Source organism: Collinsella aerofaciens, from assembly GCF_020181355.1.
Classification (GTDB): Bacteria; Actinomycetota; Coriobacteriia; order Coriobacteriales; family Coriobacteriaceae; genus Collinsella.
In genome coordinates, this window is sequence record NZ_CP084004.1 from 764,109 (window position 1) to 777,999 (window position 13,891).

At 60.3% G+C, this 13,891-nt stretch carries 12 protein-coding genes and 2 tRNA genes; 10 read left to right on the forward strand and 4 right to left on the reverse strand.

Features of this window, described 5'->3' with window-relative positions; genetic code table 11:
- Nucleotides 1–81 precede the first annotated feature (81 nt).
- Nucleotides 82–1,920: a translational GTPase TypA gene (typA, locus tag LCQ44_RS03305; RefSeq protein WP_055287536.1), complete on the forward strand. Its 1,839-nt coding sequence runs from the start codon at nucleotides 82–84 to the stop codon at nucleotides 1,918–1,920.
- 128 nt (nucleotides 1,921–2,048) lie between these two features.
- Here typA and LCQ44_RS03310 read toward each other — a convergent pair whose 3' ends face one another.
- The 4 genes from LCQ44_RS03310 to LCQ44_RS03325 all read right to left on the reverse strand — a co-directional run bounded on the left by LCQ44_RS03310 (nucleotide 2,049) and on the right by LCQ44_RS03325 (nucleotide 4,587).
- On the reverse strand, nucleotides 2,049–3,194 hold the full coding sequence (locus tag LCQ44_RS03310) for a bactofilin family protein (protein WP_225094054.1): 1,146 nt from the start codon (nucleotides 3,192–3,194) through the stop codon (nucleotides 2,049–2,051).
- A 107-nt stretch (nucleotides 3,195–3,301) separates the two neighbouring features.
- Nucleotides 3,302–3,991, reverse strand: a complete 690-nt coding sequence (locus LCQ44_RS03315; protein WP_225094055.1) for a trimeric intracellular cation channel family protein — start codon at nucleotides 3,989–3,991, stop codon at nucleotides 3,302–3,304.
- Between the two features lie 366 nt (nucleotides 3,992–4,357).
- Nucleotides 4,358–4,448, reverse strand: a tRNA-Ser gene (locus tag LCQ44_RS03320).
- Between the two features lie 48 nt (nucleotides 4,449–4,496).
- Nucleotides 4,497–4,587, reverse strand: a tRNA-Ser gene (locus tag LCQ44_RS03325).
- A 504-nt stretch (nucleotides 4,588–5,091) separates the two neighbouring features.
- On the opposite strand from LCQ44_RS03325, the gene rpsF reads away from it, so the two are divergent.
- The 9 genes from rpsF to LCQ44_RS03370 all read left to right on the forward strand — a co-directional run bounded on the left by rpsF (nucleotide 5,092) and on the right by LCQ44_RS03370 (nucleotide 13,873).
- Nucleotides 5,092–5,385: a 30S ribosomal protein S6 gene (rpsF, locus tag LCQ44_RS03330; protein WP_225094056.1), complete on the forward strand. Its 294-nt coding sequence runs from the start codon at nucleotides 5,092–5,094 to the stop codon at nucleotides 5,383–5,385.
- A gap of 48 nt (nucleotides 5,386–5,433) precedes the next feature.
- On the forward strand, nucleotides 5,434–5,886 hold the full coding sequence (locus LCQ44_RS03335; protein WP_006235830.1) for a single-stranded DNA-binding protein: 453 nt from the start codon (nucleotides 5,434–5,436) through the stop codon (nucleotides 5,884–5,886).
- A gap of 72 nt (nucleotides 5,887–5,958) precedes the next feature.
- Entirely contained in the window at nucleotides 5,959–6,225 is a 267-nt protein-coding gene (gene rpsR / locus LCQ44_RS03340; RefSeq protein ID WP_006235829.1) for a 30S ribosomal protein S18, read from the forward strand.
- Nucleotides 6,226–6,240: 15 nt separating this feature from the next.
- Nucleotides 6,241–6,780: a 50S ribosomal protein L9 gene (gene rplI, locus LCQ44_RS03345; protein ID WP_022094073.1), complete on the forward strand. Its 540-nt coding sequence runs from the start codon at nucleotides 6,241–6,243 to the stop codon at nucleotides 6,778–6,780.
- Nucleotides 6,781–6,998: 218 nt separating this feature from the next.
- Nucleotides 6,999–8,396: a replicative DNA helicase gene (dnaB, locus tag LCQ44_RS03350; protein ID WP_006235827.1), complete on the forward strand. Its 1,398-nt coding sequence runs from the start codon at nucleotides 6,999–7,001 to the stop codon at nucleotides 8,394–8,396.
- Nucleotides 8,397–8,489: 93 nt separating this feature from the next.
- The gene (locus tag LCQ44_RS03355) at nucleotides 8,490–9,776 is read left to right on the forward strand and encodes an adenylosuccinate synthase (protein ID WP_055287530.1); all 1,287 of its coding nucleotides are present in this window, start codon (nucleotides 8,490–8,492) and stop codon (nucleotides 9,774–9,776) included.
- Nucleotides 9,777–9,894: 118 nt separating this feature from the next.
- Entirely contained in the window at nucleotides 9,895–11,199 is a 1,305-nt protein-coding gene (gene purD, locus LCQ44_RS03360) for a phosphoribosylamine--glycine ligase (RefSeq protein ID WP_225094057.1), read from the forward strand.
- A gap of 21 nt (nucleotides 11,200–11,220) precedes the next feature.
- On the forward strand, nucleotides 11,221–11,916 hold the full coding sequence (locus LCQ44_RS03365) for an NUDIX domain-containing protein (RefSeq protein WP_225094058.1): 696 nt from the start codon (nucleotides 11,221–11,223) through the stop codon (nucleotides 11,914–11,916).
- A 184-nt stretch (nucleotides 11,917–12,100) separates the two neighbouring features.
- The gene (locus LCQ44_RS03370; protein ID WP_225094059.1) at nucleotides 12,101–13,873 is read left to right on the forward strand and encodes an ABC transporter ATP-binding protein; all 1,773 of its coding nucleotides are present in this window, start codon (nucleotides 12,101–12,103) and stop codon (nucleotides 13,871–13,873) included.
- Nucleotides 13,874–13,891: the final 18 nt, after the last annotated feature.

Here is a 13,891-nt window from a genome sequence, read left to right on the forward strand (position 1 = left end):
AATATTCCCGCTGAGCGTTGTATCGCTGGGCGGGCCGCATACGCGTGCCGTTTGTATATGGATAGAAGATAGGGGAACTACATGCGCGTAGACAATCTGAGGAACATCGCCATCATCGCCCACGTCGACCACGGCAAGACGACGATGGTCGACAAGCTCCTGCGTGCCACGGACGCCTTCCGTGCCAACCAGCAGGTCGAGGACCGCGTCCTGGATTCCAACGACCAGGAGCGCGAGCGCGGCATTACGATTCTCGCCAAGAACATCTCTATCGAGTATAAGGACGTCAAGATCAACGTCATCGACACCCCGGGCCACGCCGACTTCGGCGGCGAGGTCGAGCGCGTGCTGCGTATGGCCGACGGCGCCCTGCTGCTGGTCGATGCTTTTGAGGGCCCCATGCCCCAGACCCGCTTCGTGCTGCGTCACGCTATCGACACCGGCCTTAAGATCATGATCGTCATCAACAAGATCGACCGTCCGGGCGCCAACCCCGAGAAGGCCTACAACGACTGCCTGGACCTCATGGCCGACCTGGGCGCCACCGACGACCAGCTTGAGTTCGCCATGGAGCACGTGGTCTACGCCAGCGCCATGAATGGCTTTGCCCGCCTTGATCCCAACGACGGCAACATGGACATGTATCCGCTGCTCGATATGATCATCGACGACATGCCCGCGCCCGAGGTTGACGAGAACGCTCCGCTGGCCATGCAGTGCGTGACCATCGACCACTCCAACTTCGTTGGCCGTATCGGCATCGGTCGCGTGTATTCCGGCGCCATCCATCAGGGCGACCAGATTCTGGTTGTGAAGAACGACGGCTCCAGCGCCACCGCTACCGTCAAGCAGCTCTTTACCTTCGACTACCTGGGCCGCACCGAGTGCCAGGAAGTCGGCGCCGGCGACATCGCCGCCGTCGTGGGCATCGACCGCACCGATATCGGCGATGTCTACACCGATCCCGAGAACCCCGTCGAGCTCGAGCCCATCGAGATCGACCCGCCGACCCTGTCCATCGTCTTCGAGGCTTCGACCTCCCCGCTCGTCGGTCGCGACGGAGACATCGTGGGCGCCCGTCAGCTCAAGGAGCGCCTGTTCAACGAGGCCGAGAACAACGTGACCATGAAGATCGAGGAGCTCGAGGACAAGAGCGGCGTCGAGGTCTCGGGCCGCGGCATTCTGCACCTGTCCGTTCTGATGGAGTCCATGCGCCGCGAGGGCTTTGAGTTCCAGGTCGGCCGTCCCCGCGTTCTGTTTAAGAAGGACGAGAACGGCAACAAGATGGAGCCTGTCGAGCAGGCCGTCGTTGAGTGCCCGGACGAGTACTCGGGCAAGGTCGTTGAGGTCTTCGGTACCTCCGGTGGCATCATGACGAGCATGGATACCTCGGGTATCGTGACGCACCTCGAGTTTAAGATCCCGACCCGCGGCATCATGGGCCTTAAGAACCGCATCATGAACGTCACCCACGGCGAGGGCGTGTTCTACCACACCTTCCTGGAGTACGGTCCCTACGCCGGCGAGATCGGCAACCGTCAGAACGGCGCAATGATCTCCATGACCACCGAGAAGGCCGTTGCCTATGCTCTGGGTACGCTGCAGGAGCGCGGCCAGCTTTTTGTTGAGCCGGGCACCGAGTGCTACGAGGGCATGATCGTGGGCGAGCGCAGCAAGGCTGGCGACATGGTCGTCAACATCGCCCGTACCAAGAACCTGGGCAACCAGCGTTCCTCGACCTCCGATATCTCCGTTCAGCTGGTGCCGCCCCGCACCTTCTCGCTGGAGGAGGCGCTGGAGTACATCGCCGACGACGAGCTGGTTGAGATTACCCCCAAGAACATCCGCCTGCGCAAGCGCCTGCTCAACGCCACCGACCGCAAGAAGGCCGCCGTCCGCGCCGGCCAGGTCAACAAATAAGCGCTGGACTTTATAGCGTCTAACAAGAAAGGGCGTCGACCGTAATGGTCGGCGCCCTTTTTGTGCATAGGGACTGAGCTGGTCTGCACCACCACAAAGGTGCCTGGTCCCTTTGTGGTGGTTGGCGGCTAAGCGGTGGGGAGTCCTGGCGTGTTAGCCGGCTGCTGCGGCTTGACGCGGGCGTTGCGCCAGATGATTTGGATGATGTAACCGAGCATAAAGACAAAGGCCACGCCGCTGATGAAGTCACCTACGAGGGGAAGCCCCGTGAGGGCGCCTGCGATTACGCCGCCCACGGCTGCCATGGCGTAGCGGTTTTGGTTGTGTCCAACCATGCGGGCGATCGCGCACCCCGCAAAGGCACTCGACATCAACGCGATGCCGATAACGCCGCACAAGAGGGTTCCGGCAAGCGACAGACCAGCGATAGAGATAATCAGCAGTAGGACGGCGGGGACGATAGCAATCGTGCCCAGAAGACCGCTCACCCACAGGGGCATGGAGCGCTGGTGGAGCATGCCGGCGGCGCTGGCGGTCGCGCGCGGAAAGATGAGCTCGAGCAGCAGAGCGACAAAGCAGGTCGAGAGTGCCGCGGCGACGATACCGCCGATGACATCGTTAACGGTGGAAGTATCCTCGTTCTCGGTGCGGTCGATCTTGAGCGCACCGACCTCGGCTCCCGCGGCGCGCTCGGGGTCCTCGGAGACGTGCGCGTTCACGGTGCCGGTGATGTGGGCGTTCTTGCCCAGGATGAGCTTGTCGGCCCAAACCTCGACATCGCCCTTGACGGTGCCATCGATGGTCACCGTGTCGCCCGCAAGCGCTGCCGACTTGGTGGAGCCTCGCAGGGCAACCGTCTCGCCTATCGCGTAGAAACAGTTGGCGGTGCTGCCGGTGTTGAGCACGACATGCTGACCGGCTACCGTCACGCTGCCATCGATTGCGGTTTTGGAGATATCGATGGTGCGCGCCGCCAGGCGAATAGCGCCGCCTACGGTGCAGTCGCGAATCGATAGGCTCTCGCCCGCCGCGATAATATCGCGGCCGATGGAGGCATCGTCTAGGTTAAGGCTTTGGCCGGCCCAGTACAGGTCACCCTCGGCGCTGGACGTATCCGAGTCAGCTTCGGTCGCAAGTACGTTTCCAGCGGTGTCCGTGCCGGCGAACGACGCCGTGGGAAGTGCGGTGAGCGCGAGCGCGATGAGCGCGAATGCCATAAGCAGGCAGCGACGCATCTTGTGTGACGGCGCCGTCACGGTTTGATTGAAAGCCATGGTTGATCCTTTTGTTAGGTGTTCGGCATATACCTAACAGGGTACCCAACGCGCGGGCGCTCTAAAAGAATCTCTCGGTTGCATTTCGAAGGGTTGTGCCGTGCTGTCTACTTTTTACGGTGCAAGAAGCGCGCGATATCTTCTTCGGTGGGGCTTTTGATGTCAAAGCGCAGCGAGAGCCAGCGCAGACCCATGGTCACGACAACGCATAGGACCAGCGCAGCGACATTGCTCATGATGCCGCTCATAACGAGACACACATAGCTTGTCGATCCGGCGATGGCGGCGATAGCATAAAAGTTAGTACGTTGGAAAATGCCCGGAACCACGCCCATAAAGCCGTCGCGCAACATGCCGCCGCCCACCGCGGTAAAAAAGCCCATCATGATGCACACCGCCGGTGCAAAGCCGTAGACAAGCGCCTTGTCCGCTCCGGTGGCGGCATAGATGCCGACCGAGATGATATCGAGCAGGGGGATGAGTTTTTCGGGTTTGTCGACGATTGCCGGGAAAATGTAGATGATAGCTGCCGTGGCAATGGAAAGCGGGAGTGCCATCGGCTGGTTGAGGATGTAGACGTTCCCCACCTGCAGCGTCATATCGCGCAAAAGACCGCCGCCCAGGCCGCAAACCACGGCGAGTGCGACGGCGCCCACCAGGTCGAGCTTGTGCTCGCGCGCAACCAGCACACCCGAGATCGATGCAGCGACAACGGCGAACATCTCGAGCCAAAACGGAATAGCGACCATGGCATCCGAGGCATGTGAGGTAATGGTTATGGCGGCGACGACGGGCAAGATGGGGTCCTTTGGATTGTGGGTTTAGACAATGCCCGTACATAGTACATGTTCGGCGCCGATTGCGACCCTATTGCTCGGCAAACGGTCGGGACTGGGTACGGTCATAGGTTCCATGTTTGGGGATCCGGGTTGATGCTGAACGCGATGGGGGCGTGGTCGAATAGGAGGGATGTCCAAATTTTGAGCTCCGCTCAAAATTTATCCGGTCGGCTTGCGCCGACCGCGCAGCGCTAAAAACGCGCCACGGGCGCGTTTTCTTTACGCTCCGCGCCCTGGCGGGTTCGAATCCCTCCTCCGCCGTATTTGCTTGTTAGGGACTCAAAACAAAAAAGCTCCCATTCCCGGGAGCTTTCTCAACCAAAATGGCGGAGGAGGAGGGATTCGAACCCTCGTGACCTTATACAGGCCAAACGGTTTTCGAGACCGCCGCATTCAACCACTCTGCCACCCCTCCGCGTGGGGTAAAAACAAAGCAGGCTCGAAGGCCTGCTTTGGAATTAACTGGCGGAGAGTCAGGGATTTGAACCCTGGAGACGCTTTTGACGCCTACACGATTTCCAATCGTGCTCCTTCGGCCACTCGGACAACTCTCCGTTAAATGCGAAAGTCAGTATACACGAGGAATCGCAAAGTGCAAACAGAAAAGTTGGCATTTTTTAAAACGCTTGGCCGCGCTTGGCGTTGCAGTGGGGTTTGAGGTGCCAAAAAACGGCTTCCGACCAGCGTGGTTGATCAACTCAATTGTTCAAAAGGAGTATTCATAAGCGACTTGGCAATGAATTTAAAAATCTTTGGGTGGTGCTGTGGACCACTGGTATGCATTTTGCGACCACAGCCTTGTGCCCGTTGACCTGCGGCTTGGCTCAGCTTGTCCCCACGGCACCGTATCTTGTCCACAGATCTGTCAAGCTTTTGGTCGGCATTTGGTTGGAATGCGCATGAAACGTGGTGCGAGTATGGGCATATGTGGAGGTCATGAGGTTGTAGCTGCATATTCTTGCGGCTTGGGAGGTTGAAAGATATTATTACCAAGTCTTTTCCTGCTTCAGGCGCACCTTCACGACCTGAAGCCACATTTGCCCAGAGGAGGTGACAATATGAAGGCTTATGAACTGCTGTTCTTTGTTGACCCGTCGCTCGACCCCGAGACTCGTCTCGCTGTTTTGAAGCGTATCGATACCACGATCGCTGAGGGCGCTGGCAAGGTCGACTCCGTTGACGAGTGGGGCAAGCGCAAGCTCGCCTACGAGATCAACGACCTCACCGATGGTGACTACACCCTCATCAACTTCCACGCAGATCCTACCCAGATCGCCGAGCTTGATCGCGTCCTGCGCATCACCGACGCTGTGGTCCGCCACATGATCGTCCGTCGCGACGACCAGGAGTAAGACTGTCGTTTTGGACTGGGCTTGTGCCCCAAGAGGAAGTAGTGAGTTATGAGCATCAATCGAGTGAACATCACCGGTAACCTCACCCGCGATCCCGAGCTGCGCGCCACCGCCGGCGGAACCCAGGTTCTGTCCTTTGGCGTCGCCGTGAACGATCGTCGCCGCAACGCGCAGACTGGCGAGTGGGAGGACTATCCCAACTTTGTCGACTGCACCATGTTCGGCACCCGCGCCGAGGCCGTGAGCCGTTTCCTGGCAAAGGGAAACAAGGTCGCGATCGAGGGCAAGCTGCGCTACAGCTCTTGGGAGCGCGACGGCCAGCGCCGGAGCAAGCTTGAGGTCATCGTCGATGAGATCGAGTTTATGAGCTCCCGTGGTGGCCAGGGTGGCTACGATCAGGGCGGTTACGCCCCCGCAGCTCCCGCGCCCGCAGCACGTCCTGCCGCACCGGTGGCTACGCCGCCCGCGGTCGACGTCTACGATGAGGACATCCCGTTCTAAGGGTTGTTCACCTATTTTTGAGTGAGAGGCGGCTTCGGTTCGCCGAAGTTGCCAAACGAAAGGTATTTTGACATGGCTAATGATTTTTCTGCACGTCAGCCGCGTCGTAAGTACTGCCAGTTCTGCAAGGAGAACACTGAGTTCATCGACTATAAGGACACTCAGCTTCTCCGTAAGTACATGACCGACCGTGGCAAGATCAAGCCCCGTCGCGTCACTGGCGCTTGCACGCAGCATCAGCATGACATCGCCAACGCCATCAAGCGCGCCCGCGAGATGGCTCTCCTGCCGTACACCGTCCCCGTGGTTTCCTCTCGTGGCAACCGCGACCGCGGCTAAGAAGGGAGACGCATCATGAAGGTTATTCTTCTCGATGAGATCAAGGGCAAGGGCGGCGAGGGTGACGTCGTAGAGGTCGCTCAGGGTTACGCTGAGAACTTCCTGTTCCCCAAGAAGCTCGCTGTTGCCGCCACCAAGGGCAACCTCAAGCAGCTTGACGAGCGTCGCAACAACATCGCCAAGCGCGAGGCCGTCCGTCTGGCTACCGCCAACGAGACCAAGGCTGCCTTCGAGGGCAAGACGGTCACCGTTGACGTCAAGGTCGGCGACGAGGGCATCCTCTTTGGCTCCGTTACCGCCGCTATGATCGCTGACGCCATCAAGGCTCAGCTCGGTATGGACATCGACCGCAAGCGCGTCGAGCTCGGTAAGCCCATCAAGGTTGCCGGTGCCCACACCGTTGCCATCTCGCTGTACCGCGAGATCAAGGCCGAGGTTGTCGTTCTCGTCGGCGTTACCGCCGAGGAGCTCGCTGCCGAGGCTGAGGTCGAGGAGGCCGCTGAGGTCGCCGAGGCCGAGACCGCCGAGGTCGAGACTGAGGCTGCTGCCGAGTAGCATTTGCTGCAACGCAACAATCTTGTTCTAAGAAGGGCGCTCTGGAAAACCAGGGCGCCCATTTGTTTTTTGCGCTGAGTGAGTGTCATGGTGAACGTTGCGTCGAAGTCCTATATACAGGACCGTTCATCCGTTTGGTTCGGTGATGATTGGCGGCGCGCGGCGCGTTTTGGGACCGTGGCTGATACTATGGATGCTCGCAAGCGATATGAATGAGGATGCTCATGGCATATGACGATAGGGAGACCGGGCTGACGGTTGAGGACCGCGGCTCAAAGTTGGGTCTTCCCCAAAACCAAGATGCAGAGGCCAATGTACTGGCCGCTATGCTGCTATCGCCCGAGGTGGTCGAAGAGGCCCAGGTCGAGCTGCAGCCCGATGACTTCTACCGCCCCATTCATAAGACCATCTATACCGCGATGGTCGATATGTACAACAGCCGCATTCCCATCGACTCTATCTCGCTGATCGATTACCTGCGAAGCATCAACAAGCTCGATGCCGTGGGTGGCGAAGCGTACATTTTGGAGTTGATGGGTCAGACCCTGTCGCTCGTGAACTGGCAGCACCATGCCGCCATCGTCCGTCGCGACTCGATGCTGCGCGAGCTGATCGGCGCCACCAACGAGATTAACGCGCTGGCCTATAACGCCCCCACCGACACCAAAGAGGTCGTGGAGCTGGCCGAGAGCAAACTGCTCAAGGTCACGGCACGCGAGGTCAAGTCGAGCTACAAGACGCTGACTGAGTTTATGGTCGAGGCCTATAACGAGGCCGAGGAAGTGTGCCAGGCCGGTGGCCAGGCTGCGGGCGTGCCCACGGGCTTCCCATCGCTCGACCGCATGCTCATGGGCTTCCGCGAGGGTCAGCTCATCATCATCGGCGCCCGTCCTGCTGTAGGTAAGACGTCGTTCGCCCTGAATCTGGCGCTCAACGCTGCCGCTGCCGGTTATACCGTCGGCTTCTTCTCGCTGGAGATGTCGGGCAAGGAAATTGCCCAGCGTCTGATTTGCGCCTACGCCATGATCTCGATCAGTGACTTCCGCATGGGCCGCATTAGCCCCGAGCAGTGGGCCAATATCAACGAGGCCACGCAGACCTTGTCCAAGCTCGATATTCTGATTGACGATACGCCCGGCACCACAGTGACCGAGATTCGCGCCAAGAGCCGCCGCATGCTCCATAACAAGGAGAAGGCAATCATCATCCTGGACTACCTGCAGCTGGTGAGTCCTCCGCCGGGACGCCGCTCCGAGAGCCGTACCGTCGAGGTTTCGGAGATGTCGCGTGGTCTGAAGATCATGGCCAAGGAGCTCAAGATTCCGCTCATCGCGCTGTCGCAGCTCTCGCGTCAGGTCGAATCCCGTACCGGCAAGCGTCCGCAGCTTTCCGACCTTCGTGAATCGGGCTCTATCGAGCAGGACGCCGATATCGTCATGTTCTTGGACCGCTCCGCCGACGAGGCCGAAGCCTCGCGCGACGATCGACCCGACGAGGGCGTTACGCGTATCGTCGTGGCCAAGAACCGTTCGGGCCCGATCGGCGACGTCGACCTGATGTTCCTGCCGGCATCCACCAAGTTCTATGAGCTTGATGGGGCACATGCCGAGGAGTAGGACAGGCGCCCGTTGCACGGGTATACTGGGAATGTTTTGTGCTTCTGCGTGCCGGCGTGGCGCGTAGACAGTCCATGAATGTAAGGAGTAAACATGCCGTCAACCGTTTTGGTCGGTGCCCAGTGGGGCGATGAGGGCAAGGGTAAGATTTGCGACCTGGTCGCCGGCGACTTCGATGCCGTCGTGCGCTACTCGGGCGGCAACAACGCCGGTCACACCATCGTCGTCAACGGCAAGAAGTACGGCCTGCACCAGGTGCCCTCCGGCATCATGTATTCTGACCACGTGTCGGTGATCGGTAACGGCTGCGTCGTCAACCCCAAGGTTGTCCTTGAGGAGATCGATATGTTCGAGGCCGACGGCATCACCACCAAGAACCTCAAGATTAGCGGCAACGCGCATGTCATCATGCCGTACCACATCGATCTGGATGGCGCCTTTGAGCAGAAGCTCGGCAAGAAGAACATCGGTACCACCAAGCGCGGCATCGGTCCGTGCTATCAGGACAAGATGGCCCGCATTGGCCTGCGCATGCAGGACATGCTGGACGAGGCGCTGTTCCGCGACAAGCTGGAGACCGCTCTCGCCCGCGTGAACCCCGAGCTCGAGCTCATCTACAACCTGCCCACCTACACCGTGGACCAGATTTGCGACGAGTACCTGCCGATGGCCGAGCGCCTGCGTCCCTACATCACCGAGACGAGCCTGCTGCTCAACAACATGATCGATGAGGGCAAGAACCTGCTGTTTGAGGGCGCCCAGGCGACGCTGCTCGACATCGACCATGGCACCTATCCGTACGTGACGTCTTCCAACTGCACCGCCGGCGGCGCCATTACCGGTTCCGGCGTCGGCATGAAGAACGTCGACCGCGTGCTGGGCGTCATGAAGGCCTATATCACCCGCGTCGGTTCGGGCCCCATGCCCACCGAGCTTTCCTATGAGTCCGAGGCCGGTCACACGCTGACCGAGGAGGGCTATGAGTACGGCGTGACCACCGGTCGCCGTCGTCGCTGCGGCTGGTTCGACGGCCCCATTGCCAACTACGCCTCGCGCGTCAACGGCCTCACCGATATCGCCATGACCAAGCTCGACGTGCTTTCGGCCTTCGACACCATCAAGGTGTGCGTGGCCTACGACGTCGATGGCGAGCGCTATACCAGCGTGCCCGAGCATCAGGTTCGCTTTGAGCACGCCAAGCCCATCTACGAGGAGCTTCCTGGCTGGAAGTGCGATATCACCGGCTGCCGCAGCTTTGAGGAGCTGCCGCAAGAGGCTCAGGACTACGTGGCGTTTATCGAGGATCTGGCACACACCCGCGTGACGTTCATTGGCGTTGGCGCTGGTCGAGAGCAGATCATCAACCGATTCTGGAAGTAATCGGGACTATTTGGTTATTGCGATATACCCCTTTGCAGCCCGGACGGGCGGCCGAGGGGTATATTTGCTTGCAAAGGGCTCGCGCGGAGCGGGCCGTTAATCCATAGAGGAGGCACCCTTGAAGGCGGACACTCAAACCATCGACATCCTGTTGTTGGGCAGCGGCGGCCGTGAGCATGCTTTGGCAGCTAAGCTCGCAGCATCACCGCGCGCCGGCAAGCTCTACATCGCGCCGGGTAACGGCGGCACCGCGAGCTGCGGCGAGAACGTTGTTCTCGACGACTGCGATCCTGCGGCCGTGGCGGCGTTTGCTCAGAGCCACGGATGCGGACTCGTGGTAATTGGCCCCGAGGCTCCGCTCGTGGCGGGCGTGGCCGACGCCGTGCGCGCGGCGGGTATTCCCTGCTTTGGCCCGGGTGCCGAGGGTGCCCGTATGGAGGGCTCCAAGCTATTCTCCAAGCAGCTCATGGAGCGTGCCGGCATTCCGACGGCCGCCTACGGCTCGTTCACCGACGAGGCTTCGGCTCTCGCCTACGTGCGCGAGCAGGGCGCACCGCTGGTCGTGAAGGCTGACGGCCTGGCCGCAGGCAAGGGCGTCATCGTGGCGACCGAGCTCGAGCAGGCCGAGGAGGCCGTGCGCGAGTGCTTTGGCGGCACCTTCGGCGATGCCGGCAACACCGTGGTCATCGAGGAGATGCTGACCGGCCCCGAGTGCTCGCTGCTGGCCTTTACCGACGGCAAGACCGTGCGCCCCATGGCCACCTCGCAGGACCACAAGCGCGCGCTCGAGGGCGACAAGGGTCCCAACACCGGCGGCATGGGCGTCTACAGCCCGGTGCCCATCGTGACTGACGAGGAGCACGCCACCATGGTGGCGGTCATGGAGCAGACCGTGGCCGAGCTCGCTGCCGAGGGCATCGACTACCGCGGCTGCCTGTACGGCGGCTTTATGCTCACACCCGCCGGCCCCAAGGTGCTGGAGTTCAACGCCCGCTTTGGCGACCCCGAGACGCAGGTCGTGCTTCCGCGCCTTAAGAACGACCTGGTCGAGGTCATGCTGGCTTGTGCCAACTGCGAGCTCGATCAGATTGAACTCGACTGGCGTGACGAGTGGGCCGTGGCCGTTGTCCTGACGAGCGCGGGCTACCCCGGCAGCTACGAGAAGGGCAAGGTCATCACCGGTATCGCCGATGCCGAGGCCATGGAGAACGTGACCGTGTACCACGCGGGCACTGCCGTGGTGGACGGCCAGCTCGTGACCAATGGTGGCCGCGTGCTTGCCGTGACCGCTCTGGGCGACACGTTCGAGAACGCTCGCAACCTTGCCTACGAGGCCTGCGAGAAGATTGATTTTGAGGGCAAGACCCTGCGTCACGACATCGGCCTGCGCGCGCTGCGCGGCCGCGACGCCTGGGATGCCTAAAGTCCGAGAGGAATGAGACGGATGGACGAGAAGAACGAAGAGCTCGTGGACGCGCAGATCGTCGAAGAGGACAGCCGCATGTATGGGCACGCCGAGGGCGAGCCTGGTGGCGAGGTCTCTGACGAGCCGGCGCTGGTGCTGGGCGATGACGACCCGCACGATGCCGAGCTGCACGAGAAGATTCTTTCGGAGGAATGCGCCTGGAAGGGCAAGATCCTCGACGTCCACCGTCTTGAGGTTGAGCTGCCCAACGGTCACCGCAGCGCCCGCGATATCGTTCGCCATCCGGGTGCGGCGGCCGTTGTGGCACTGACCGAGAGCGGCAAGATCGTACTGGTGCGTCAGTACCGCACCGCCATCGACCGCGTGACGGTCGAGATTCCCGCCGGCAAGCTCGATCCAGGCGAGGACCCGCTCGATTGCGCCAAACGCGAACTGCACGAGGAGACGGGCTTTAGGGCCGGTCGTATTCGCTTTTTGACGTCGATTGTCACGTCCTGCGGTTTTTGCGATGAGATCATCCACATCTACTTGGCTACCAAGCTCGAGTTTGATGCGCCCAACCCCGATGATGACGAGTTTGTCAACGTGGACCTGGTGCCGCTGCACGAGCTGATCGATGCCGTGCTCGACGGCAAGATCGAAGACGCCAAGACCGTCGTGGGCGCCTTGGCATGCGATAGCATCGCGCACCGACTAGGCGGAGCGGAGCTTTAACGAGCGGGGATGATCCCGCAGGTTTGTGTAAGTCAGCGAAAGTGCTCCATTTGAGACAAGGTGGCCTAAAAGAGGAGGGAAGCGTATGGATATACGCGACCGACGATTGAAGGCCAGATTGTCCAAATGGAGCACTTGCAGCGTCGAGACGAAACGCGGTTTGGTAAAACCGCGTAAGGTGATTATGTTTAAGAGGTTTCTTTCGTATTACGAGCCCCAGATGGGGCTTTTTGTTGCTGATACTGTTTGTGCTCTGGTGCTTGCCGCCATTGACCTTGCTTTTCCTATTATTCTGCGTAATTTGACCGGTGGGCTATTTACTCAGGGTCAGGCTGCCATTATGCAGGCGCTCGGCATGATCGCGGTGGGCTTGGTGCTGATGTATGCCGTCCGCTGCGCCTGCCGCTACTTTGTGAGCTATTGGGGTCACGTGATGGGCGCGCGCATGGAGTCCAAGATGCGCGAGGACCTGTTCGACCAGTATGAGCGCTTTAGCTTTGCGTACTTCGACCGCAACAGCTCGGGCGACATGATGAGCCGCGTGGTCAACGACCTGTTCGATATCTGCGAGGCGGCGCATCACGTGCCCGAGTGGATCATCATCTGCGGCATCGAGATCATCGGCTCGTTTGTGATCCTCTTTACCATCGCCCCGGTCCTGGCGCTCGCCATGGCCGTGGTGACGGCGGCGTTTGCGGTCATCATGTTTTGGCAGAACATGCGCATGCGCGAGGTCTTCAGCGACAACCGCAAAAAAATCAGCGGCATCAATGCGCAGCTGCAGGATTCGCTGGCGGGCATGCGCGTGGTCAAGAGCTTTGCCAATGAGGAGACCGAACGCTTCAAGTTCCGCGCCTCCAACAATCGCTATCTTTCGTCCAAGGAGAACATGTATCACGCCATGGGCGTCTATACCGCGACGTATGGCCTGCTCTCGGGTGTGCTCTATGTGATCGTGGTGCTGCTGGGCGGCTGGCTGGTCGCCAAGGGACAGCTGCAGGCGGTCGATATGGCGACCTTTGCACTCTATATTTCGCTGTTCTGCACGCCGCTCGAGACACTCGTTAATTCGGCCGAAACGTATCAGAAGGCTATCGCCGGCTTTAAGCGTATGGACGAGGTGCTCTCGACCGCGCCGGATATCCAGGACAAGCCGGGCGCTACGGATCTGCAGGTGACTGCCGGCGCCGTGGAGTATCACGATGTGTGCTTTAACTACGAGGATGTCGAGCTGGGCGAGGGCGATGCCGACGAGCGTCCCGTTATCGACCATATGGACCTGTCCATCAAGCCCGGGCAGACCATCGCTTTGGTTGGCCCTTCGGGCGGCGGCAAGTCCACGACCTGTTCGCTGCTGCCGCGCTTTTATGACGTGGCTACCGGATCCATTAGCATCGACGGCCAGGACGTGCGTGATGTGACGCAGCAGAGCCTGCGTCGCGCCATCGGCCTGGTGCAGCAGGATGTCTATCTGTTTGACGGTACGATTGGCGAGAACATCGCCTACGGCAAGCCGAGCGCTACGGCGGAAGAGATCGCCGACGCCGCCCGTCGCGCCAATATCGATACCTTTATCGAATCGCTTCCACAGGGCTACGACACCGTGGTGGGCGAGCGCGGCAGCCGTCTTTCGGGCGGACAGAAGCAGCGCGTTGCCATCGCGCGCGTGTTTCTCAAGAACCCCAAGATCCTGATCTTGGACGAGGCGACGAGTGCTTTGGATAACGAGAGCGAGGAGGCGGTGCAGGAGTCGCTCGAAGAGCTGGCACGCGGCCGTACCACAATCATCATCGCCCACCGTCTCTCAACCATTAAACACGCCGATGAGATTGCGACCGTTGAGCATGGTCGCGTTGTGGAACGTGGCACGCACGAGGAGCTTCTCGCCCGTGGCGGCACCTATGCCCGTTACTATCGAATGCAGTTCGAAGGTGCGCGTGCGCACGAGCTCGACTGATTGATATGACAGGAAGTT

What these genes read in the sequence shown, in the direction of transcription:
- typA (WP_055287536.1), top strand. Translation starts at nt 82, where the DNA reads ATGCGCGTAGACAATCTGAGGAACATCGCCATCATCGCCCACGTCGAC.
- rpsF (WP_225094056.1), top strand. Translation starts at nt 5,092, where the DNA reads ATGAAGGCTTATGAACTGCTGTTCTTTGTTGACCCGTCGCTCGACCCC.
- LCQ44_RS03335 (WP_006235830.1), top strand. Translation starts at nt 5,434, where the DNA reads ATGAGCATCAATCGAGTGAACATCACCGGTAACCTCACCCGCGATCCC.
- LCQ44_RS03365 (WP_225094058.1), top strand. Translation starts at nt 11,221, where the DNA reads ATGGACGAGAAGAACGAAGAGCTCGTGGACGCGCAGATCGTCGAAGAG.
- dnaB (WP_006235827.1), top strand. Translation starts at nt 6,999, where the DNA reads ATGCTCATGGCATATGACGATAGGGAGACCGGGCTGACGGTTGAGGAC.
- LCQ44_RS03355 (WP_055287530.1), top strand. Translation starts at nt 8,490, where the DNA reads ATGCCGTCAACCGTTTTGGTCGGTGCCCAGTGGGGCGATGAGGGCAAG.
- rpsR (WP_006235829.1), top strand. Translation starts at nt 5,959, where the DNA reads ATGGCTAATGATTTTTCTGCACGTCAGCCGCGTCGTAAGTACTGCCAG.
- rplI (WP_022094073.1), top strand. Translation starts at nt 6,241, where the DNA reads ATGAAGGTTATTCTTCTCGATGAGATCAAGGGCAAGGGCGGCGAGGGT.
- LCQ44_RS03310 (WP_225094054.1), bottom strand. Translation starts at nt 3,194, where the DNA reads ATGGCTTTCAATCAAACCGTGACGGCGCCGTCACACAAGATGCGTCGC.
- LCQ44_RS03370 (WP_225094059.1), top strand. Translation starts at nt 12,101, where the DNA reads ATGTTTAAGAGGTTTCTTTCGTATTACGAGCCCCAGATGGGGCTTTTT.